Consider the following 23,024-nt stretch of genomic DNA (forward strand, 5'->3'; position numbering starts at 1 on the left):
TGTGTTATCCAGTCTGTCATAGGACTTAAAACTAGGGGGTATTTCATTGATCAACAAGCATAATAATCTTCACGAAAAAGTGATTTCCGATAAGGTGCACTACAAGATGTACAAGGATGGCAAGCGATGGTTGTTTGCCGGAATTGCTGTCTTGACCTTCGGGATGGGGCTTACCGGTGTTGATGTGGTTGCTAATGCGGACACCGCTAATCAAGCAGTGGTAACCACGCAAGCTCCCGCAAATGCACCATCTAGCACGACGACGGTGACGCCATCCAAGTCAGCAACGTCAGCAGTAACTGCGGCACCGGTTACGCCGGCACCACAAGCAGCAACCATCGCTGCCCCTACCACAACAACTACGAATACCAATTCTGCGCCACTGGTTACCGATGTGACTCAGTTTGGAACCGCGGAAAGCGCCACTAAACAAGCCGCTGATACCCAGAATGATTTTACTGTTAATGGTAGTGCCGCACCGATTCAGGCTGATGGTTCAAGCCAATTGACGTCGGAAGGAATTGGCCAGCAAGCACACATGACCATGAACAACGCGATCGATTTTTCCAAGAATTTCTCCATTACTGGACAAGTTAACTTGGGCGATCACGATACCGGTGGTGATGGGTTAGCTTTAATTTTTAGTCCATCTACACCACAACAGTTGGCGCAAGGCGGTTATGGAACAAGCAACGATACCACGCAACACTCAGTTGATACATCATCAGGTTCACTGGGGATGACCGGGTTACCAAATTCGTTTGGGCTCGTTTTTGACGAAGTAGAAGGGAATAACTATGACCCTCAATGGCACGACGTTAGCGGAATCCAAGTCAACAAACCCTCCCAAAACGGGTATATCGGTTGGCGAATCACCGATGGCAATGGGAATCTGGTACCTGTTTCAGTAAAGGCTAACTCTTGGCTAGGACATACAAGTTACACATCAGATAGTACGATTGCACAATTAGTAACCTTAGACAGCAACATGACTGACGGTAACTATCATCAGTTTAAGATTGATTATGATGCGACAACTGGTGTCATGACCATCTATGTTCCAGATGCCGCTGATTTAAGTAATGGGAAACCGCAAGCCATGCAGGCTAAAAATCCAAATGGCGAATATGCGGTTGCAAATTACAATACTTGGACCTATACGGTGCCAGTTGATTTGCGGAACAAAGCGTTTTCATTTGCTATTTCTGCCTCTAATGGGACAGGTACTGGTGCAACTGGTGATGGTGTTGCCAATGACAAGGGAGTTAATCCATTTGGTGGCATGATTACCTCAGTAAGTTACTCAAAGGCTCCAGGGACACTTTCGATTAGTGAAGTGGATGCAGCGACTGGCGCATACCTATCAGGAACGACGACAACGATTGCGACTGGGTTTGTAGGTGATTCCGTAGCGATTTATCCAACACAAGCGGCCGCAGATAAGGCGATTGCCAATGGCGCGGATCCAACTTTAGTCGCCGTAGCTCCGACAGTTGCAGGATATACGCTACTCAGTCCCGTGACTTACGTTGTCGGCAACTCTGCCAATCCACAGGCGGTGAAGTTGATGTACGTGGCAAACCCAACAACTGGTGGCAGTGATCAGACGTCTGATGGAAACAGTTCATCCGAAGGTACTGGATCATCTGAAGGTACTGGATCATCTGAAGGTACTGGATCATCTGAAGGTACTGGATCATCTGAAGGTACTGGATCATCTGAAGGCACTGGATCATCTGAAGGCACTGGATCATCCGAAGGCACCGGATCATCTGAAGGCACCGGATCATCTGAAGGTACTGGATCATCTGAAGGCACCGGATCATCTGAAGGCACTGGATCATCCGAAGGCACCGGTTCGTCTGAAGGTACTGGATCATCCGAAGGCACCGGTTCATCCGAAGGGACTGGTTCGTCCGAAGGCACCGGTTCATCTGACAATAGCCAGACATCTGACGTTGCTAGTTCAGAAAAAGCAAAAGGTAGTTCTGACTTAGCTAAAGGTTCCAGCGAGACGAATGACGGTAATTCTGATGTTGCTAAAGGTTCTAGCGAGACAGCAGCCGGTAGTTCCGATTTGGCTAAGGGCTCAAGTGAAACAGACGCCGGTAATTCCGACGTTGCTAAAGGATCGAGCGAAATCGCTGCCGGCAATTCCGATCAAGTTAAGGGGTCTAGTGAAACGGCAGCCGGTAGTTCCGATCTAGCTAAAGGTTCGAGTGAAACAGCAGCCGGTAGTTCCGATCTAGCTAAAGGTTCGAGTGAAACAGCAGCTGGTAATTCCGACGTTGCTAAAGGATCCAGTGAAACAGCAGCTGGTAATTCCGATGTTGCTAAAGGATCCAGCGAAACAGCAGCTGGTAATTCCGATGTTGCTAAAGGATCCAGCGAAACAGCAGCTGGTAATTCCGACGTTGCTAAAGGATCCAGTGAAACAGTAGCTGGTAATTCCGACGTTGCTAAAGGATCCAGTGAAGCAGTCACGGGTAGTTCCGATATGGATAAGGGTAGCAGCGAAATGGCCCAAGGTTCTAGCGAAATGGTCCAGGGGTCCAGCGAGATGGCTACTGGTAGCTCAGATATAGCTAAAGGTGAATCAGAGGTCAATACGGGACTTAGTGACCTCGATAAAGGCCGGAGTGAATTAAATGCTGGTGACAGTACTGCAGGTAACAGTGACGTTGACAAGGGCCAGTCTGAAATCAATGCTGGGAACTCTGATAAAGCTAACGGCTCCAGTGAGCTGGCTAAAGGCAGTTCTGATTACGCCAAAGGCAGTTCCGACTACGCTCAGGGCAGTTCTGATTATGCCAAAGGCAGTAGTGAAGCGGCCGCTGGTGATTCTGATACCGCCAAAGGTAACAGTGAAATCGCGGCTGGCAGTTCTGATACGGCCAAAGGTAACAGTGAAATCGCGGCTGGTAGTTCTGACACGGCCAAAGGTAACAGTGAAATCGCGGCTGGCAGTTCCGACACGGCCAAAGGTAACAGTGAAATCGCGGCTGGCAGTTCTGATACCGCCAAAGGTAACAGTGAAATCGCGGCTGGTAGTTCCGACACGGCCAAAGGTAACAGTGAAATTGCCGCCGGTAGTTCCGATACCGCCAAAGGTAACAGCGAAATTGCCGCCGGTAGTTCCGACACGGCTAAAGGTAACAGTGAAATTGCCGCCGGTAGTTCCGACACGGCTAAAGGTAACAGTGAAATTGCCGCCGGTAGTTCCGATACCGCCAAAGGTAACAGCGAAATTGCCGCCGGTAGTTCCGATACCGCCAAAGGTAACAGCGAAATTGCGGCTGGCAGTTCTGATACGGCCAAAGGTAATAGTGAAAACCAAAATGCATCTGATTCAAATTGGTTGAATGCAGTAACGGATGCTAAGGCTGCGATTAACAACGCTGATGCGTCATCGGTCAAGGATGATCCGGCCGTTGTACAAGCAGAAAATGCATTAAAGAACTTATTGGCCACCGATCCAACCAGTACGACTGCGCAGATTGAACAAGCAGCTGCCGATTTAAATCGAGCTGTTGCAAATGCGCAAAAGCAAAATGATGCTTCAATTTCAAAACCAGCTGCAATTACTGATGCAAAGTCAGCAATCACTGGTGCTGATCAGTCTTCCGTTGCCAATGATTCCGCCGTCGCAGCCGCCAAAAAGCAGTTACAAAATGACTTGGATAACCCCGATAGCTCGGCCAAACAATTAGCAGATGACACAGCGGCGTTAACAAATGCAGTGGCCGACGCAGAAGCCAAGTTAGCCGCTAACGAAGGCTTGGCAGTGACGAATAGTGACGTTGCTAGTTCAGAAACAGCCAAAGGAAACTCAGACATTGCGAAGGGTTCTAGTGAAATTGCAACTGGTAACTCAGATATCGCCAAAGGATCTAGTGAGATCGCGGCCGGTAACTCAGATATCGCCAAAGGCAATAGTGAAATTGCAACCGGTAATTCAGATGTTACTAAAGGATCTAGTGAAGTCGCTGCTGGTAATTCTGATATTGCCAAAGGTAACAGTGAAATTGTCGCTGGTAATTCTGATATTACTAAAGGGAATAGTGAAATTGCCGCTGGAAGTTCCGATATTGCTAAAGGTAATGACGAGTTAAACCAAGCAGCTAGTGATATTGCCCAAGGTAATCATGATCTGAACAACGGTAGTTCTGAAGCAGCTGCCGGAACGTCTGATTATGCTAAAGGCGAATCAGAGTTAAATGCTGGTGACAATGCGGCCGGTCAATCAGATATGACCAAAGGGCTCAGTGAGTTGAACCAAGGCGCCTCTGATTTGGCTAAAGGTGCTAGTGAAGTCAACAAGGGTAAGTCTGAACAAGCCCAAGGCAATCAGGATATCACCAAAGGTAATAGTGAAATTGCCCAAGGTAAGTCTGATATTGCTACTGGTAATAGCGAAATTGCCCAAGGTAATTCCGACATTGCCCAAGGTAAGAGCGAAGTCGCTACTGGCAACGTTGATATTGCCAAAGGTAACAGTGAAATTGCCGTTGGTAAGTCTGACATCGCTAAAGGTAATAGTGAGGTCGCCACTGGCAATGCTGACATTGCCAAAGGTAACAGTGAAGTTACGCAAGGTAAGTCTGATATTGCTAAAGGTAATAGCGAGTTGAATGAAGCAAAGACGCCAGCTTGGGTCAGTGCAGTGACAGATGCAAATAACGCAATTTTAAATGCGGAACATTCAACAGTCACTAAGGATCCAGCTGTGGTTGATGCTGAAAACGCCTTGAAACAGTTATTGGCTCAAGATCCAGAAGCCAACGCAGACGCGATTGAAAAGGCAGCGGCTAAGCTAAATGATGCGATTGGCACTGCCCAGCGTCAACAGGCTGATCAAGCGACTGCTGTGCAAGCCAAGCAGGATGCAAACGCCGCGATGGTTAATGCCAAACAGTCCTCAGTTGCTGGTGATGCAACCGTTCAAGCTGACTTAAATGCTTTAAACAAGCTATTAAATGACCCTAATGCAACGCCAAAACAAATTGAACTGGCGACGGCCGATTTGAATCAAGCTGTTGCCCGTGCAGAAGCTGGTGACTCGACTTCTGGCTCTGGTTCAGAGGGTAACAACAGTTCCGAAGGCAACCAATCTTCTGAAGGTAACGATCATTCAGAGGGCGGCCAAACGTCCGAAGGTAGTGGCAACTCCGAAGGAAATGGGACTTCTGATGGTTCAAGTGTCGGTTCAAACACGGATCATACGAATAACAATGATACTACTGGAAGTCAAAACAATAATGGTGCTAATTCCAGCAACATGGGGTTTACCAATGCTGCACCGACAACTGTCAATGCTGCCAACCTTGGCAACCAACAGTTATCCGCAATGGGTTCCTCGAAGACGCCATTAACAGCTTCTTCAACTGGCTCCAACAAGGCTGGTCAAGGTAAGGATGCTGATGGGAACGATTTACCAAATACGGGCGCTGAAGCATCAGAGAATGGGTTGGCGATCTTAGGGATCAGTTTGGTTAGTTTACTAGCAGGACTTGGATTCCGTCGCCGTCAACACTAAACCGTCATTGGTGATCGATTGACATGAAAAGAGTGGGGTAACCCGCTCTTTTTTCGGGATATTAGTTCAGGCTGTGCAGTATTTAAGCGCGGAATAACCTTGAATCCTCAATAGATCACCACTGTAAGTGATTAAAAGGATGGTATTAAAGAAATGTTCTATTTTGTGAATAACACAGTGTTAGTAAATAACTCGGGGATTGAACATGCTCAATTTAAACGCTTGATTCTGTTTAAACATTTTCGGCAGCCGGCAAAGATTGTGACAACTGACTACAAACGCTTTCTCCACGATAATTTGCAGATGGCAGGGGTAGCTGATGATGACGTGATCAATATGTATGACTATTATCAACAGGCGCGAGCTGTGCCTGACCGCACCGTCGCCTACACGGATTTACTGTTGCCCACTTACGACGATGTTCAAACGGATGGTGGCAATCGGCGTTGCTTTTATCAAGGGCAGTTGGTGGCAGACGTTTCCTTTTGGCCAAAACGGCCTGGTTCAGTCTCAGCGGTGCGTTACTTTGACAAATTTGAGTACGCGATTCGGGAAGATTATTATGATGTGCGCGGATTTTTGTCGATGGTCGTTTTAAATGGTGCTGAAGGGAAAACGAGCACAGAATTAATGTTGACCCCGACTGGAGAAGTGGCTCTGGAGCGTCACTATCAGCGCAATCGGGCTGGTAATCGCAGTGAATCGGCAATTTTACTGTATTCACAGACTTCGGACACAGGCGTAAGGGTGTTTGCCGGTGAGAAAGAATTCATTGCGGCCTTTTTGGATGACCTCAATCAGGCCAATGAGGGTGAGACGACTGGTCCCAATGTATTCGTGATTGACCGTAATTTAACGGCAGATTGGGCCGCCTTGCACATGAAGACTCGTGCATTTAAACTCATGCATCTACACAATGCACAGGTCGCTGATACAAATGATGTGGATCATTCTGTTTTGAATAATAACTATGAATTTGGTTTAAGCAATGCCGCGGCGTGGAACGGGATTATTGCTGCCACACAGTTGCAGCGGACGGATGTGCTGAGACGTTTGCAAGATCAGCGGGCCAAGGTTTATCGGATTCCGGTTGGATATGTGACGATTCATGAGCAGCACACGGCCTCATTCGATGTTCAACGCGCTCAAGCACATCGAATCATTCAAGTCTCGCGATTAGTACCAGAAAAGCATCCAGCGGCGACATTGGCGGCATTTATTAAAGTGGCCAAACGTGATCCGCAAGCAACGCTAACATTTTACGGATATGGCGATGATGCGGTCGAACAAGCCTTGCGTGCGACGATTCATGAGCATCACTTGGATGATCGTGTGAAGCTTAATGGCTATACCAATGATATTGCTAGCGTCAATGCACAGGCGACAGTCGCTGTTTTACCAACTTCTGTCGAAGGATTTGGCCTATCAATTTTAGAAAGTCAGGCAGCTGGGTTACCGGTTATTACAACAAATGTTCGCTATGGGCCAGCTGAAATTGTTCAAGATCAACGTAGCGGTTATTTACTGGCGAGTCACCAAGAAGTTGATGAATTGGCTGATAAGTTGACCACTTTGCTAAAATCGCCAACCTTATGGCAACGATTACATGAAGGCGCTTTGGCGGCTAGTCAGAATTTTAGTGAAGAGGCTGTTTGGCAATGCTGGCAAAATGTGATCAAAGATGCGCAACAATTTTACGAGGAGGTTGTCCGATGAATTTCTTTTTGAATGATCAAATAGTGTTGCATAATTCGGGCATTGAACATGCTGAATTTGACCGGCTTCGGTTGTTTAATCGTAACGGTCAAACCGCTCAGATTGTAACTCGCAATTATTCTCGTCAAGTGACTTACTATCAAGAACAAGCCGGTCTGAAGGTCGGCGAATTACGCAATATGTTTAACTTTTTTCAAGAGGCTGAACAGACACCAGATCGGCCATTGAGTGATCGACAATTGCCGATTTTTAAAGGTTATGAAGTCACCCGTCACCAGAATTTCACCCAGATTTATGATGGTAGTCAACACATCGCGGAGATACGCTGTTTTACATACAGTCACAGTCGGGTGGACTGGATCCGTTACTTTGATCGTTTCGGGAACGTTTTGCATGTGGACTATTATGACTGGCGGGGGTTCTTGTCCATGACCCAGCGCTTTAATGGCGATGGACAGGTCAATGCGGAATGGATGTTTAATCCGCGGGGGAAACGTGTGTACGAATCATACTATCAGATCAATCCACAAACGAATCAACGGGAAAATTCCTTGCTGAAGCTGATTGATTACCACGGCCGTGATTTAAATTTTGCTAATTTGACGGAACTATTCCGATTCTTCTTAGATGAATTAAACCAGCAGACAGGCAAGCCTAATATATTTATCTCAGATCGCCGGATTGACCTTGACGAAGCCATGTTGACCATGCATACACCAGCAACCAAATTGGTGATGATTCACAGTACCCATTCGACGCAACCAGATAACCAAGTGACAGCACCCTTAAATTCTGTTTATGAAACAGCCCTAGTTGATCGTTTAGATCAAGTAGATGGCTTGATCGTGCAAACGCAAGCACAACGACAAGATTTGTTGCAGCGTTTAGCGATCTCAGTCCCGATCTATGTGATTCCTAGCATTGTATTGACACCAACTGAATTAAGCCACCGACCACGACCGTTAAATGATCGGCCGACTAACCGCTTGTTATGTGTTGCCCGGCGCTTTCCGGAAAAACGCTTAGATCAGGCGATCATTGCCTTAAAGCAGGTTCGCGAACGCTATCCGGATGCCACGCTTGAATTGCGCGGATATGGCACGGCTATCATCGATCAACAACTACACCAACTTGTCGATCAATTAGGCCTAGTCGATGCAGTCCAGTTTACTGATTACACGACTGATCTAACACCCGTGTATGAGTCTGCCCAGATTTTGCTATTAACCAGTGAAACGGAAGGCTTCGCGCGCGTCTTACCACAGGCCCAAGCCCACGGACTACCAATTATCGCTTATGACATCCACTATGGTCCCCGTGAGATTATTGATCAAACAACTGGTGTTTTGGTCAGTGATGGCAATGTGAGCGAATTAGCAACAGCGATTAATGAACTGTTAGCTCAGTCGAAGCGACGCCAATCTATGAGCCAAGCTGCCATTGACCACGCCCAACAGTATGGGCCGTTACCCATTTGGCGACATTGGCAGGAGCTATTAAGCGCGGTGACACAACCAGAAGGGCAGTCCTTGACTGATCGGTAATTAGGATGGATAAAAAAAGAAACATTCAATCAATAATGATGACAGATAAGTATGATGAAGTAGAACACCTTTGGGACCAAATTTATGTGACTGGTTTACATCAACTAACGAATTTGTTTGAAGAGCCAAGTAAAGCCATTTCACTCAGCTATAGTGAATTTCAACTGTTAGCGGCGATTGATATACAGCAAGGGGTCAGTTTGCACGAATTGGCCGCTCGTCGGCAAATTAGTCGGAGTCGACTATCGCAACTGATGGGCGCATTATTGCGTCAACAGTTGGTCGAACAGCACGTTGCCGCAACAGATCGGCGCATTCGAATTTTTACGTTGACGGAAACTGGTCGCCAAAGTTTGGCACAACTGCAAACAACTTATCACCACATTTTTGCGGAACTGCAGCTTGCCTGTGGTCCTACCCAATTGGCGGAAATGTTAAAGACGCTTCAGCAGATTCAAAATTATGTTGCGGAAGCGCAGTTACTAAGAAAAGCGGAGGACTAACTAGTGTCAGAAAAAGAAAGTCAATCAGAACTCTTAACGGCTATTAATGCCACGTATATGAAAGTTTATCGTCCACTGGATCAGCTGGTGCATACCTTTCCTCAAATGGCCGATCATTCGTTTCCTGTGGCCATGTTAATGTATGAAATTAGCCAGCACAAACAAATTACCGTGACGAGTTTAGCAAGCGCTAATCAGGTTAGTCTGTCATCGGTCTCAAGCCAAATTACCGGATTGATCAAGGAGGGATTGATCGAATCAGTACCCCAAAAAGTGGATCGACGAGTTCGAGAAATTCAGTTGACGGCTAAAGGTCAAGCGATTGAAGAACAGTTAGAAGCTTACCTGGCAAGCGCCTTTCAAGCGGTGGAGTTAGCACAAAATAAGCTGGACTTTAAGCAGATGATCAAGATTTTAACATCGTTAGCTGATCAAGAAGAATCGTTGGCCTAACACGATTATTCGCTGCTCAAAAAAGCGGCGAATCAATAGATAAAACGCAGGATATAAGTTAGTTACTTACCGACTTATACCCTGCGTTTTAGTTTATATTGCGTTAGATTTTATTTTGGTTGTCAATGGACCGTGACGGTCGAAATGAAGCGTTAGTGTTGATGCTGCGGTCGAATCATCGCACCACCATTTTGAATGACAAGAGAGGTTAATGTCAGTAAGGGGAGATACAAGACAATGTGATAGCGTCCTTGCACTTCAACAAGTAAGGATGCATAAAAGAAGCCTAGAAACAACAAGTTGTTGAATAACAGCAGGTTACGTTGTCGTGAAGATAGCCGTCGCCGTAATTGCGGCCAAAATAGGAGGCAAAGTTCGCCGACTAAGGGCACGACTAGCAAACCACTAAAACAAAAAGTTGACCATAATGTTAATAAATCACTTTGCTTGAAGAATTGACGTTGTTGAGCTCGCTGAATCTTTGTATGATGGGCAAAATTGTAATCTATCCAATCGAAACCATAGTCTTCATCTAGAAAGGCAGTTATTTTATTTCGCATAAAAATGGGCCAATCATGTTTTTGATTTAACTGACGGAGATGCTGTTTGGTTAGGCGATTAAGGTCATCAATGGCAGTCTGATCTGCCTTAGCACTGGCTTTAGGGCGCGACATTTGTGATATATGACGGTCTAAAACGGCTCTAACAGTTGTTGAATATGCGCCATTTGTTGCGGGATCAGTGCCCGTGGCAACGCTATAAGCTTGACTGACGCGATCTGGGGCGATAGTAATTCCATAAAATTTTGGTGTTAAGGCACCGACAAGCGTCAGGCTCATGACTGTTATCACCGTCATGAATCCCAAAATTAACCGTTGGCGGCGGTGGATGACACTACTGGATCGAGCTAAGCTACTAAAAATGAGGATCGCAATTAACCAAATTACGACGATTGGGCGTAGTGCATTTGCTAAGGTTGCCGCCACAACAGCCATCAGCAATGACATAATTTGGTCATTTCGATAACTGGTTACTGGCGGCATGATGACATTGAGTAATGCTAGGGTCGCGATTAACAATAATCCTATGAATAGAGGCTCGGCTCCATCAATGAGCGTGTAAAGCCAGTAAGCAGGCAACCAGTAGTAGCCTAACGCCACGGCAATGCCTAAGGAACGTAACTTGAGTCGTTGACCAATTTTAACAATGACCAGCATACTGACGAAAATCACGAGCGTGTTCGCGATTTGCAACACGCCGTAGTTAGCGCCAAAAATCGCTTCTGGCAGACTAAAGGCGGCGGCAATGTTTAGAACATGGGGAAAGACAAAGTTGTTAGCAATCAGGTGATGCTGCGACATTGCGACCCAAGACATGCCGTTTGCTGATAGGGCGGCAAAGTAATGGTAATTCCAAAAGTCTGAAGTTGGCCATGTTGGGATGGTCCGAATTGCGATGATTTTAATCACGATTAACGCGGCAAACGTTAACCATAAAGCGGCGTCACCACGCCGATTTAGCCAATGGGTGAGCAGCCAGACGATCCCGACCAAAAGTAAGCTTAAACCAGCGGATAGTAAGCCCAAATGCCAAGTGAACTGGTGCTTGGCCACGACTTGAGCTCGCCAGGTTCCCCAAAGTGTTAGGGTAAAAGTCAGGCAGGCGATTAGCATGATGAACCAATGAAACGTCATTAAGAATCTTTTTTTCTGGATTATCATAGGTACCTCCAATCAATTCGTTTTGGAGGCCACAACACTATGTGTCGTTTTCACCCAGGTGTGTCGACCACTCAGCTGCCGTCCAATGGCAATAAAAGGCACGATACTCATGATGATTAGATAAACTTGGAAGGAGACACTGAGCCATAATGCTGCTAAAAATGAAGGCATGCGAGTGACTTTGGCGTAGTTACGTTGATATTGCATGGCTAAGACAAAACAGATCATGACATTGAGAAACATAATTAACATGAGCGCCGGTGAAACCCAATGTTGTGGTGCTTGTGTCAGATATAGGCCGACTTGGGTGATGAGAACAATTAAATTGGTGATTGGGACCACGCAGGCAAGAAAAGGGGTGATTACCCATAAAGTTGTATCGACACGTTGGAATAAATTAACATAGTGGGATCGCCATAAACGAGGTAAGTAGGGTAAGCAGTCTAAGCCACCCTGGCACCAACGGATCCGTTGACGAATAAAAGGGCGCAGCTTGGTGATGCCTTCTTGGTGGACAATCACATTGTGCGTAAAAGCCGTTTGATAGCCATTTAGCCAAGCGCGAAGGGTGAACTCGAGATCTTCTAGTAAGCTATTTCCCCAAGGATTTTCAATAGCTAACCGCAACGTGACAAATTGACCATTGCCCGACGCAATTCCTTGACCTAATGAAGTTCGCAATTGTTGTGTTGAGTTATTCATACTCATAAATTCAAAGTCTTGAATGCGGGTTAACCAATTTGTTTGGTTGTAAATGGCGACAGCTGTCTGAATCATACTGAGCTTTGGATCAGCCTCAAAGTCAGCGATAAGGTGGGTGAAATCAGCTGCCGTCATAATCGCATCTGCATCGAGGATCCCAATGATGGTCATCGTATCGTCTAAGGTTGGGTAATGTTTTTGGATATGCTTAATGGCATGATTAAGCGCCGCGCCTTTTCCTTGACGGGCGGTAGGCGCCTGCCGATTAATAATCGTTAAGAATGATGAATCGATCGTTTGCAAAATCGCTAGACTATCATCATCTGAGTTATCATTAATTGCGATTATATGTGGCGTAATCGTGGCTGGTAATTCAGTAAATGTGTTAATTAAATTTGAAATAGTATGGGCGATGACTCCCGCTTCGTTGAGAACAGGGATAACAATAAATAAATGATACGGTGTAGCCCCTTTTTGCTCGAAGTGGACCAGTTGGCGCGCTTGATTGGTCAAAATAACGGTGATCAAGAAGTAACAATAGAAAGTAATTGAAATAACGGCCGCAACCGTGATGAGGGTTTTCACTTGATTTCCTCCAGCTTAAACGAATTCATTTTTTTGCAACTCATTTAAATATAAGCTGGCTAGTGGTTTGCTGGTGGCAGTGTTTCATATTGTGGATTGATTGTTCGAGCAAATAAAAAATGGCCTAATCACTAAATGCGAGTGATTAAGTCATCAAGGTTGTTACTTTTGGAGGTAAAGACTGCTCGGGTTGGAATCGAACCAACACATTCTCGATTAACAGTCGAGCGCAGTACCATTGTGCCACCGAGCAATAAGAAAAATATATCAATAAAGCAAGTTTATCAATAGGTTTATTAGAAGTCAATAAATAAAAACATGGATTTCACAGAAAAGGTCAATCCTTGAATACGAGCAGTTTAGTGGCCAAAAAAGTGCCGTAGACGATACGTGGCTGTGCTAAAGTGGTGAATAAAAGAACGAATGGTGGGGAACGAAGATGAATTTAATTTTAGCAAATAGTATTACGAATTACTTCAATCAATTCAGATGGCGTCAGATAGGTCCTCATTTGTTCGATGGTGTCTTACAAGTTATATTGTATTCAGTGTTATTTTGGTTGGTCAACCGTCTGGCCATTTTTTTGATTGATCGTAGTTTTGATACTTATATGAGTAACCGGCGGATCAATCAAAAGCGAGCCGAAACATTGCATACTTTGATTAAGAATACGACGCGTTACATTGTTGTTTTCTTCTATTTGTATACAATCTTGAGTGTTCTAGGTTTTCCAATCGGGACGCTCATTGCCAGTGCTGGAATTGTCACAGTGGTGGTTGGGCTTGGTGCTCAAGGAATCATTCGCGATGTCATTGCTGGGTTCTTAATCTTGATGGAACAACAAATGGAAGTCGGTGACAATGTCATCATCAATGATAAAGTTGCCGGTCGTGTTGTGGGGTTTGGCCTGCGGTTAACGACAATTAAGGACGCAGATGGTGGCATTAACTACATCACAAATAGCAGTATTACGGTCATCACCAATCAGTCACGTAATCACTTGCGCGTTCAGATTGATTTGCCAATCAAAACAGGAACCGCGACTAGTCAAGTCAATAAAGTTATCAAGCAAGTTAATGAGCGGTTATTACCCAAACATCCAGAAGTTGTTGGACGGGTTAGCGTTCAAGGACCAATCATCTTGCCAGCGACTGGGGGCTTGGCTGTCTCAGTGATCATGTTTGTTAAAAATGCTGAGGTTGATAACGTGCGGACCTTATTCACAACCAGTTACTTAACCGCATTGAGCCAAGCTGGTGTTGAATTAGGGTAGTCTATGGCGATCAAGTAGGTGGCCGTAATGAGCCTCAATTGAGCTTGGGACAAAACCAAAATCTAAATTTCACTTTCAACCTAAATAGCTAAAACGCGGGGCATAAGTCAAGTGCTTTCGCTTAACGACTCATGTCCCGCTCTCGAAATTATGCTGTTGTTTTTGGAGTGAGCCACTTGGTAATACTTGGCCAACTATTCGTGTTGATGATGACTCGGGGGGTTGATTTCAGATTTGTATGGGGTGTCACAATACCAGTGTTTAGCGTGTAAATCACCTGTAAAGGTTGCCGTTCGAGAAAGGCTTGTACTTGAATATCACCACTACCATACGGATAAGTGAAGATTGGTGTTTCGGCACCGATCTTTTTTTGCATGACATCTTGGCTAGTTGCATAGTCACGCTTGAATCGGCTAAATTGACTTGGTACGTTAAAAATTGGTGTGCCAGAGGCCGTTAAATAATGCATGTTGTTCGTGTGAACGCCAAAGGTGACAAGGTCTCCAGCAATTTTTTTCATTTTTAAAATCTGCGGCCACGTAGCTAATTTTGTTCCTGCCCGATATGCGCCAGTGTCCCCAGTAATAATGGAAACGGTAAAGGGATCGTGATATTTCATCATTACGGGAAGGGCATTATCAATCGTTGTCCGATCAATATCGTCAAACGTTAAGACGACATAACGATGCTTCAAACGCTGGTGGGACGTGGCCAATTGGATCATTTCAGCCGTTGAAATGACTTGAATGTGATGACGATGTAGATAAGCCATTTGTGCCTTGAAATCGTTCAAATTAACATTGAAATCGTGAAATTGACTATTGGATGACAAACGTTCATCTAAACGAACCGTGCGAGTGTTTTTTAAGACGCGGTGGTAACAAAAGACCATAATGCCCGACCGCATATTCTGGTCGTGGGTCGAGATGGCGTAGCTAGTTTTGTTTCCTAATTCAAATTTGATATTACGCTGCACGCTAATCCCTAAGAAGGCGAAAATTAAAATTAAGAAGCCAGCTAGTAACCATTTACGCATTGTTTTGCTCACGATCAAGGGCCCTCCTTTTCAACCGATTAATGTGAATCGTGCCGAAGAGTGTAATGAACCCAGCAACGACAATCACTAAGATGCCTAAGACTTTATAGAGATGTAATGATAAGTTTAAGACCAAGTAATCTGACACTAAATTATCAGAGTAAACGTTGAACAGAAAGCAAACATTGATGTAAATAATAAAACCCGTGACCAGCCATAGACCAATTAAGAGAATGGCTCGATATGCCATGGCGAAAAGTGAGGGACGTTTACGAATAATTAGTGTCGATTTTTGCTGTTTGTTTTTCATTACAACCCCCGATCTGGACTCCGCCATGTGCCAGTGTGGTGGGGGTCCAAGAAGAATGATGCCAGAGCGGTTAAGCAGCTGACTAAATTAATAAACCAGTAGAATACGATATAAATTGGTAATAAAAGCAGATCACGACCGGCAATGAAATCAGATTCTTTAGAATCCGCAAAACCGATGAGAAATTGCACAAGACTAATCAACAATAGGAGGAATAAAATGACGCCATCTAAGACGAGTGTTTGCGTAAACGCAATGGTGAAGACGTAAAAAAGGAGAACGAAGGCACAAGCAATCGCCCACGTGTCACTTAGAATCATATCAATTAGGAGGCCTTGAGCACTTAGAGGTCCACGAACAAACATCCCCTTGTTGCGCCACAGGACTTCAAAACCACCGCGAGCCCAGCGCTGACGTTGATGAATTAAAGCCCCAATGTGTTCAGGCACTAAAATCCACGCTACAGCCTGCGGACAATAACTAACATGCCAGTTGTGTTGATATAAACGCCATGTCACATCGATATCTTCCGTTAATGCTTCCTTATTCCACCAACCCACATCAGCCATTGCTTCAGCTCGGTAAGCAACAACCACGCCAGAAACAGTGGTGATGTGACCAGTAATAAAAGATTGACCGCGTTTGATAATATCAATGACCCCAATATATTCAAGTAATTCCAAACGGCCTAATAAGCTCGTTCGGTTACGGACAATTGGTTTGCCAGCGACGGCGCCCAAGCGATCATCGTCGTAAAATCGAGCTAGCATTGGTGTGAGGACGTCCTTGTCGACATAACAATCAGCGTCGAGACATAATAGAAACGCGCCATTCGCTTGTTTAGCGCCAATATTAAGTGCGTTCGCTTTACCTTGGTTAGGTGTAATCGGGACAATCTTAATTGGCATTCGATTGGCAAACTGATCAGCCAAAGTATGCATGACAGTTAAGGTGTTATCATCACTACCGTCATCAATGAGTAAAAGCTCAATGTTTTGGTAGTTCAAAGCAGCAACTGATTCAACGACACCGCTAAGGGTTTCACCTTCGTTATGGGCCGGAATGAGCACGGAAACGAGTTCACCTTTGCGTTTTGGGTGCTGATTGACTAACGGAACAGTCCGTTGTTGAATCGTAAAAAAGATCGAACTGATAATCCAGACAATTGAAATAATGACTGGATACAAAATGACGTAAGAACTAATTAAATTCATGAATTCCCCCAAGATATTTGAAGATTAGATTGGTTGACGTGCTAAGTCTAAAAATTTTTTCAAAAATGAACGTGAGCTTTGATAGATTTGCTTATCAGTGGCCGGTTTATCCGATTCACACCAAATTGAAATACTGCTACCGGTGATTCCATGAAGTGAATTGAGACTAGATTGAGCATCATTGTCCCAAATGGTTGGATCCCAGTTTTGTTTCATGTCAGAGCTCATATAGGCAACATTTTTCGGCTTTAAATTAGCCTTGGTGATATTAAAGTATAAATAATAATCGTTATAGTTCAACACTTTGAATCCCTGATGGATGAGCTGCGGCATTGTCGCCCAAGTCTGTTTACGTGCTCGACCAGCTGCCCCTTTTTCATCAGCGGTCCAATTCCAATAGGTGACTTGAATTTGATGATCTAGTGAAGGAAGATCGTGGGTGAGAAAGCCATCATTCCACGCCTCAGGAATAAAACCAAGCCGTTTCACGTTGGCGGCGAGTCGGTTGAGATAAGTCACGTAGGCCGGATTCGGTTTTGTATTGTCAGTGAATTCATCGCCGCCGAGGTGAAAACGCGCGTTTGCTTGACCAGTAAAGGAATGGGCGACTTCCGAATCAATTTGACTGACAAAGTCGATGCTGGCATTGGTGAGTTTGAATTCTGGGCCGTAACTGTGGTTTTGCGTGATCAATTGTTGAACTAATTTTTGCTGATGGTTAGCTTTTAATGTTGCAACCAAGCCGCCGAGATGAGCTGGGGTATCGACTTCTGGAATTAATGTCACCTGTTGTTGCTTAGCGTAGGCAAGCAGCGTGGCGATTTGAGCTTTGCTATAAAAAGCTTGATGTGTGGTCTTATTCCGCCAAACGCCATGTGATTGTGTTGCGTTGGCAAGGGTCTGCCCAATCGTTTCATTTTCAATGGCAAATGATTGACTGTCAGTTAAATGTAATTGGACGAATTGACCATGATTGATTTTTACTTGGTGGATGAATTGTTTGAGTGTCTTAACTTGGTAATGGTGACGAGCAACATCCAGTGTGAGGCCATTAAATTGACCAGCCTTGGTTGACGCATTAGCTGGTTGAAACAAAGCTAGTCCGGCAATCAGGCACACAATTGTTACCAAATAGCGCAAAAAGGGATTTAGACGCATAGCTTAACCTCGTAACAAATTAAAATTTTTCTGTACATAACAATACGCTCCTGGTTGCCAAAGGTCTGCTAATATTCCTTAAAGTGGGCAAAATCTTAAGACTTATCTTTTGGGAGGCGTTACCGGTCAACCCTTATAAGTGACGAACTTATGCTAAAGTAGATCAAGAAAACTGAGTAGATGAGGTGAGGACAATGGCGATGATTAAACTTGGCATTCGCGAATTGGTTGAATTCGTGCTACGCAGTGGGGATTTAAACCCACAAACAGCTGGTAGTAATAACACTGCCTTAGCAGGTGCTAGAATCCATCGTCGTTTACAAAAGCAACGGTTGGTGGCGCACCCCGACTACCAAAAAGAAGTTAGTTTGAAGACAACCGTTACTATGAATCATCAAGATTACGTGATTCAAGGTCGTGCAGATGGCATCTTTTATGATCAAGGTCACGCTCACATTGAAGAAATTAAAACTTCAGATTTAACGTTTGCTGACGTGCCAGACAGTACACTCACTTTATATTGGGGTCAAGCTAAGGTCTACGGGTATTTATTGATGGCGGATCAGAAATTGGATTCGGTCACCTTGCAGCTGACCTATTATCAAACGGGTGAGGACCATATCACCACTAACGAACAGGAACTAACCACAGCTGACGCAGACGAGTTCTTTCAGAGGTTGGTGGATGAATATGAATCATGGTTGATTTTACGTGCACAATTACGGCACCGGCGAGATGAATCACTAGACACACTGACTTTTCCTTATCCGGCCTATCGGGCTGGTCAACATGAGCTTGCAGCAGCCGTCTATAAGACCGTTTTTTTGAAAAAACAGCTGCTAGTTGAAGCGCCAACCGGAACTGGGAAGACAATCTCGACCTTGTTTCCAGCGTTAAAGGCGATGGGGGCAGGACTGATTCAACGAACTTTTTATTTAACAGCCAAGCAGAGTACACGCCGAGTTGCTGAAGAAGCAGTGGCACTAATGGCGCAACAAGGATTGTGTTTAAAAAGCATCACGCTAACGGCCAAACAACAGATTATGTTTCCTGAAGAAGCGGATGTTTCACCGACTGATAATCCCTTTATGTTGGGTTATTATGACCGCTTAAAGCCGGCTCTAATGGATTTATTGACGCATGAAGATGAGTTGACACGGCCGATTATTGAGCAATACGCACGCAAACATACCGTGGATCCCTTCGAATTTTCTCTTGATGCCAGCTTATTTTGCGATGTTATTATCGGTGATTACAATTACTTGTTTGATCCTAAAGTCTATTTACAACGTTTTTTTAGTGAACCGGACGAAGATAATTTTTTTCTTATCGACGAAGCGCATAATTTATTGAGCCGAGCACGTGAGATGTATTCTACGAGTTTAGATGAGCAAACCGTGTCTGCGTTAAAGCTGCTATTTAAAGGGGAACGCAGCTTTCACCGACGCGTTAATTCATTAGTAAAAACCTTTAATACGCTCAATGAGCTACTCGGGACGGAGGAAAATGGTGAGTTAACCTTTCAACCCCCATTGGATGCGTTTACGGATGAGGTGCAACACTTTGTCGATTATCTAGGGGACTGGTTGCCCAATCAAGAGGAATCTGAGGACTTACAACAGGTCTTAGCGGTTTATTTTAGTTGTTTAGATTACTTACGTTTGAGTGAATTGTACAATGCCACCTATCGAACTCGATTAGTAGGTACAAATCAAGGGGTGAGTGTGCGATTGGTTTGCTTGGACCCGAGTGAATTCTTAAATCAATCGCTTCACCTAGGCCGCGGTGCAGTTCTATTTTCTGCTACTTTATCGCCATTAGACTATTATCAGCGGGTTTTAGGTGTTGATGAAGACGGTCTCACCTACAAATTGCCGTCACCATTTGAGCCTCGGCATCAAGCAATTCTCATCACGAACTATATTCAAACAACCTACCGACAACGGGAGGCCAATTTGTCGCGAATTGTGGCTAGTATTCAAGCACTCGTATCCGGAAAAATGGGCAATTATTTAATTTTCTTACCATCATACGGGTATTTAACACAAGTCGTCGCTGCCTTTCAGCAGGCATGTCCCGATGTGAATACGCTTAGTCAAACCGGCGCGATGACGAGTGCCGACCGCGACGCATTTTTGGCACATTTTGGGCCGACACCCACCACAACTTTAGTTGGATTTGCCGTATTAGGTGGGATTTTTTCGGAGGGAATTGATTTACCCGCAGATCGTCTGATTGGGGTTGGCATTGTCAGTGTGGGTTTGCCAGGACTTAATACGGAGACGGACTTAATTCGCGATTACTTTGACGAACATAATGGACATGGTTTCGAGTATGCTTATCAATTGCCAGGACTGAACAACGTGTTCCAAGCAGCCGGACGCCTAATTCGTAGCGCGCGGGATCAGGGAATTATTTTGTTAATGGATCAACGGTTTAGTCAATCTCGTTATACGCAACTATTTCCGGCGCATTGGCGATATTGGCGATCAGTTGGTCGACTTGAACAATTGTCCGCTTGCGTCAACAACTTTTGGCAACAAGATCGTGAAGGAGCAGGATAAATGACAACTATGATGACCACAGCTGAAATTGAAACAGCAAAACAATTAATTGCGGCTAATCCAAAGTTAACTGGTTTTGTACCCGGTGAAGGTTCACTAACACCTAAATTGGCCATTATCAGTGAAGCACCTGGCGCTAAGGAGGCTGCATTGGGCCACCCGTTCCAAGGCCCTGCTGGGCAGGAATTAAATGAATGGTTAGCCCAATTAGGCGTAACCCGTGATCAAATATATATCACCGGTGCCGTGCGCGCTCGACCGTTTGATGAGCATGATGGGCGGTTACGGGACCGTAAACCTACCGCTGCAGAAGTGGCTGCGTTTGCGCCATTGCTGGACCATGAATTGGCACGAATGCCTATCAATACATTGATTTTGCCGTTAGGAAACACCGGCTTGCAACGTTTATTAGGTCCACGATACAAGATTACCCAAGTTCATGGACAACTTATCAAGGCACCATTGTTACAGTACCATCCGGCGATCAAGCGTTATGAGGCCGGCAACCAAATCATGTCACTTTTTCCGATGTTTCATCCGTCATATGTCCGCCGGTTCCCTAGCAAACGACCGTTAATTGAAGCTGACTTAGCTGTGCTAAAAGCATTGTTGTGATAGAGTCGCCGGTCAGTTAGTGCTCAGGCTCACCCGGCTGGTTCCACTATGAGTTATTTTCAAGCGTTTTTGCTTGTTTTTATAATTGTAATGTTTATAATTACAGTTAAACAGTGAGGCTGACTCAGACGGCATCAAGGGTTAACCACACCGATTAATATCTGAGAATCGTGATTGTCATTTTAATCAAGGAGGTTATTTTCATGAGTCATGTATTAGTTTTAGGTGCGGGCGGTCAAATCGCTCAATTTGCTGAACAATTTATGGTCGAACAAGACCAGCAACTGACGTTATTCCTACGTCATCCTGATAATTTAGAAAGAGTAACCCCAGACCATGAAAAGGTGGTTACAGGGGACGTTACCAACGCAGATGCATTGAACCAAGCGATGGTTGGACAAGATATTGTCTATGCAAACTTGGCTGGCAGTAACATTGAGCAACAAGCGAAGGATGTTGTTACGGCGATGAACCATGTTGGTGTTAAGCGATTAATCTGGATTTCAACGCTAGGAATTTACGATGAAGTGCCTGGTGCATTTGGTGAATGGAATCATGAAATGCTTGATGACGGTTATCTGCCGACTTATACCGCAGCGGCGACTGTCATTGAAACATCCGGCTTAGATTACACGATCATTCGGCCGGCTTGGTTACAGAATGAAGACGAAGTGAGCTATGAGCTGACGAATAAAGGTGAACCATTTAAAGGAACCGAAGTTTCCCGTAAGAGCATTGGTGCATTGGTGGCCGACATTGCTGCGCATCCTGACCAGCATGTAAAGGCGTCATTGGGGGTTAATAAACCCAATACTGACGGAGATAAACCAAGCTGGTATTAATTTTAATTACCATTGATACCGCATTGCGTTAGCGGATAAATCGTCAGTTAAACTTTAACTATCTGCCATTTTGGTGGGTAGTTTTTTGGTATAGGAATATCAATGGTGGGTTGGTGACGCCGCAGCGTTATTCAAGCCTTTTTAAATTACTTGTAATATATTTTGACTTTATGAGGCGCCTTGATTATAATGCTTTTATATTACATGTAATATAAAAGTGAAAATAAAGGAAGTCTTAAAAATGATGAAAGCAATTGTTGTACGAAATTTTGATGAGGGACCAAAATTTGAAACAAATTATCCAACACCAAGTGAACAAGCAGATGAGGTGATCATCAACGTGTTGTCATCATCGCTATCTAATCGTGCTCGGTCAAGCGCGACTGGGCAACATTACACAGCGACCGGAAAATTACCAATGGTACCCGGAATTGATGGTGTGGGCACACTGCCAAATGGCAAAAAGGTTTACTTCGTCGCTGATGGAAGTTTTGCTGAACAAGTGGCAGTTGAAAAAGGCCACTGGGTTGAATTACCAAGTAGCGTAAACGACTCTAAAGTAGCTGGATTGATGAATCCTGCGTTATCTGCATGGATGGCGCTAAAGTATCGGGTCAATTTTAAAAAACACCAAAAGGTGATGATTTTGGGGGCTTCCGGCAATGCCGGAAAAGTCGCCATTCAGGTTGCACAACGCCTAGGCGCAGGAGAGATTGTTGCTGTTGGCCGACACATTGAGCAAGCCGAGTTGTCAGCTTTAGGCGCAACGCAAGTTATTGAGTTGGATCAAGAAGCTGCCATGGTTAAACAGGCATTAGCGCTTGCAGGGCAAGATATTGATGTTGTATTAGATTATCTATGGGGCGAGGTTACTGCCAACGCGATGTGGGCGATTATTCCTCACCGAAATGATGATGAGCAGGAATTAAAGTGGGTCTCAATAGGGACCGCTGCCGGTCAAACAGCGTCGTTACCAGGGGCAGCTTTTCGAGCAGTGAAATTGCAGTTAATTGGTTCTGGTCAAGGATCAATCGGGGTTCACGATATTATAAAATCGTTTAAAGAAATTCTTCAATCTGAATCTCAACAGCCGTTTAGCTTTGTATTTAAACAAGTTCCCTTGGATGACTTTGAAGAAGCATGGCAGGAAAAAGGAACCAAAAGAATTGTGTTTGAAGTGCGTCATTCAAAATAGTCATTATTCGGAAAAATTAACAGCTTTTAATTGACTGCCACGTCCCCTTAAAATAAT

Annotated in this window: 16 protein-coding genes and 1 tRNA gene; 10 read left to right on the forward strand and 7 right to left on the reverse strand. The window is 44.7% G+C overall.

The window, feature by feature from the left end; genetic code table 11:
* Window positions 1–46: 46 nt before the first annotated feature.
* The 5 genes from ACYQ0Y_RS07500 to ACYQ0Y_RS07520 all read left to right on the forward strand — a co-directional run bounded on the left by ACYQ0Y_RS07500 (window position 47) and on the right by ACYQ0Y_RS07520 (window position 9,752).
* Complete coding sequence (locus ACYQ0Y_RS07500) at window positions 47–5,536, forward strand: KxYKxGKxW signal peptide domain-containing protein (protein WP_459935469.1); 5,490 nt, start codon at window positions 47–49, stop codon at window positions 5,534–5,536.
* A gap of 153 nt (window positions 5,537–5,689) precedes the next feature.
* Window positions 5,690–7,252 (forward strand): glycosyltransferase, encoded by a 1,563-nt coding sequence (locus tag ACYQ0Y_RS07505; RefSeq protein ID WP_407882928.1) that lies wholly within the window; start codon window positions 5,690–5,692, stop codon window positions 7,250–7,252.
* Entirely contained in the window at window positions 7,249–8,796 is a 1,548-nt protein-coding gene (locus tag ACYQ0Y_RS07510) for a glycosyltransferase (protein ID WP_407882930.1), read from the forward strand. Before ACYQ0Y_RS07505 ends, ACYQ0Y_RS07510 begins: the two co-directional genes overlap by 4 nt.
* A gap of 35 nt (window positions 8,797–8,831) precedes the next feature.
* A complete protein-coding gene (locus tag ACYQ0Y_RS07515; protein WP_407882932.1) occupies window positions 8,832–9,299 on the forward strand; it encodes a MarR family winged helix-turn-helix transcriptional regulator in 468 nt (155 codons plus the stop codon).
* A 3-nt stretch (window positions 9,300–9,302) separates the two neighbouring features.
* Entirely contained in the window at window positions 9,303–9,752 is a 450-nt protein-coding gene (locus ACYQ0Y_RS07520; protein ID WP_407882934.1) for a MarR family winged helix-turn-helix transcriptional regulator, read from the forward strand.
* Between the two features lie 152 nt (window positions 9,753–9,904).
* On the opposite strand, the gene ACYQ0Y_RS07525 is transcribed toward ACYQ0Y_RS07520, so the two are convergent.
* From ACYQ0Y_RS07525 to ACYQ0Y_RS07535, 3 genes are all read right to left on the reverse strand, one after another.
* Window positions 9,905–11,473 (reverse strand): hypothetical protein, encoded by a 1,569-nt coding sequence (locus ACYQ0Y_RS07525; protein ID WP_407882936.1) that lies wholly within the window; start codon window positions 11,471–11,473, stop codon window positions 9,905–9,907.
* Between the two features lie 12 nt (window positions 11,474–11,485).
* Window positions 11,486–12,760 (reverse strand): glycosyltransferase family 2 protein, encoded by a 1,275-nt coding sequence (locus ACYQ0Y_RS07530; RefSeq protein ID WP_407882938.1) that lies wholly within the window; start codon window positions 12,758–12,760, stop codon window positions 11,486–11,488.
* 181 nt (window positions 12,761–12,941) lie between these two features.
* Window positions 12,942–13,013 (reverse strand) — tRNA-Asn (locus ACYQ0Y_RS07535).
* 186 nt (window positions 13,014–13,199) lie between these two features.
* Here ACYQ0Y_RS07535 and ACYQ0Y_RS07540 point away from each other — a divergent pair.
* Entirely contained in the window at window positions 13,200–14,033 is an 834-nt protein-coding gene (locus ACYQ0Y_RS07540; RefSeq protein WP_407882940.1) for a mechanosensitive ion channel family protein, read from the forward strand.
* 148 nt (window positions 14,034–14,181) lie between these two features.
* On the opposite strand, the gene ACYQ0Y_RS07545 is transcribed toward ACYQ0Y_RS07540, so the two are convergent.
* The 4 genes from ACYQ0Y_RS07545 to ACYQ0Y_RS07560 are packed head-to-tail and all read right to left on the reverse strand — an operon-like array spanning window position 14,182 to window position 17,751.
* Window positions 14,182–15,081, reverse strand: coding sequence for a polysaccharide deacetylase family protein (locus tag ACYQ0Y_RS07545; RefSeq protein WP_407882942.1), 900 nt, complete (start codon window positions 15,079–15,081; stop codon window positions 14,182–14,184).
* Window positions 15,062–15,379: a hypothetical protein gene (locus ACYQ0Y_RS07550; protein WP_407882944.1), complete on the reverse strand. Its 318-nt coding sequence runs from the start codon at window positions 15,377–15,379 to the stop codon at window positions 15,062–15,064. The genes ACYQ0Y_RS07545 and ACYQ0Y_RS07550 overlap by 20 nt, the downstream gene beginning before the upstream one ends.
* Complete coding sequence (locus tag ACYQ0Y_RS07555) at window positions 15,379–16,593, reverse strand: glycosyltransferase family 2 protein (protein ID WP_407882946.1); 1,215 nt, start codon at window positions 16,591–16,593, stop codon at window positions 15,379–15,381. Before ACYQ0Y_RS07555 ends, ACYQ0Y_RS07550 begins: the two co-directional genes overlap by 1 nt.
* 24 nt (window positions 16,594–16,617) lie before the next feature.
* Window positions 16,618–17,751, reverse strand: a complete 1,134-nt coding sequence (locus ACYQ0Y_RS07560) for a family 20 glycosylhydrolase (RefSeq protein WP_407882948.1) — start codon at window positions 17,749–17,751, stop codon at window positions 16,618–16,620.
* 194 nt (window positions 17,752–17,945) lie between these two features.
* Between ACYQ0Y_RS07560 and ACYQ0Y_RS07565 the strand changes: the two genes are divergently transcribed.
* The 4 genes from ACYQ0Y_RS07565 to ACYQ0Y_RS07580 all read left to right on the forward strand — a co-directional run bounded on the left by ACYQ0Y_RS07565 (window position 17,946) and on the right by ACYQ0Y_RS07580 (window position 22,967).
* Window positions 17,946–20,315 carry a helicase C-terminal domain-containing protein gene (locus ACYQ0Y_RS07565; RefSeq protein ID WP_407882950.1) on the forward strand — a complete coding sequence of 790 codons (2,370 nt, stop codon included), beginning with the start codon at window positions 17,946–17,948 and terminating at the stop codon, window positions 20,313–20,315.
* Complete coding sequence (locus tag ACYQ0Y_RS07570) at window positions 20,316–20,930, forward strand: uracil-DNA glycosylase (protein ID WP_407882952.1); 615 nt, start codon at window positions 20,316–20,318, stop codon at window positions 20,928–20,930. It abuts the gene before it with no gap.
* A 203-nt stretch (window positions 20,931–21,133) separates the two neighbouring features.
* Window positions 21,134–21,772, forward strand: coding sequence for an SDR family oxidoreductase (locus ACYQ0Y_RS07575; RefSeq protein ID WP_407882954.1), 639 nt, complete (start codon window positions 21,134–21,136; stop codon window positions 21,770–21,772).
* Between the two features lie 241 nt (window positions 21,773–22,013).
* Complete coding sequence (locus ACYQ0Y_RS07580) at window positions 22,014–22,967, forward strand: zinc-binding alcohol dehydrogenase family protein (RefSeq protein ID WP_407882958.1); 954 nt, start codon at window positions 22,014–22,016, stop codon at window positions 22,965–22,967.
* Window positions 22,968–23,024 lie beyond the last annotated feature (57 nt).

The organism is Furfurilactobacillus curtus, from assembly GCF_054657915.1.

What these genes read in the sequence shown, in the direction of transcription:
- ACYQ0Y_RS07505 (WP_407882928.1), top strand. Translation starts at nt 5,690, where the DNA reads ATGTTCTATTTTGTGAATAACACAGTGTTAGTAAATAACTCGGGGATT.
- ACYQ0Y_RS07510 (WP_407882930.1), top strand. Translation starts at nt 7,249, where the DNA reads ATGAATTTCTTTTTGAATGATCAAATAGTGTTGCATAATTCGGGCATT.
- ACYQ0Y_RS07515 (WP_407882932.1), top strand. Translation starts at nt 8,832, where the DNA reads ATGATGACAGATAAGTATGATGAAGTAGAACACCTTTGGGACCAAATT.
- ACYQ0Y_RS07525 (WP_407882936.1), bottom strand. Translation starts at nt 11,473, where the DNA reads ATGATAATCCAGAAAAAAAGATTCTTAATGACGTTTCATTGGTTCATC.
- ACYQ0Y_RS07540 (WP_407882940.1), top strand. Translation starts at nt 13,200, where the DNA reads ATGAATTTAATTTTAGCAAATAGTATTACGAATTACTTCAATCAATTC.
- ACYQ0Y_RS07550 (WP_407882944.1), bottom strand. Translation starts at nt 15,379, where the DNA reads ATGAAAAACAAACAGCAAAAATCGACACTAATTATTCGTAAACGTCCC.
- ACYQ0Y_RS07555 (WP_407882946.1), bottom strand. Translation starts at nt 16,593, where the DNA reads ATGAATTTAATTAGTTCTTACGTCATTTTGTATCCAGTCATTATTTCA.
- ACYQ0Y_RS07560 (WP_407882948.1), bottom strand. Translation starts at nt 17,751, where the DNA reads ATGCGTCTAAATCCCTTTTTGCGCTATTTGGTAACAATTGTGTGCCTG.
- ACYQ0Y_RS07565 (WP_407882950.1), top strand. Translation starts at nt 17,946, where the DNA reads ATGGCGATGATTAAACTTGGCATTCGCGAATTGGTTGAATTCGTGCTA.
- ACYQ0Y_RS07570 (WP_407882952.1), top strand. Translation starts at nt 20,316, where the DNA reads ATGACAACTATGATGACCACAGCTGAAATTGAAACAGCAAAACAATTA.
- ACYQ0Y_RS07575 (WP_407882954.1), top strand. Translation starts at nt 21,134, where the DNA reads ATGAGTCATGTATTAGTTTTAGGTGCGGGCGGTCAAATCGCTCAATTT.
- ACYQ0Y_RS07580 (WP_407882958.1), top strand. Translation starts at nt 22,014, where the DNA reads ATGATGAAAGCAATTGTTGTACGAAATTTTGATGAGGGACCAAAATTT.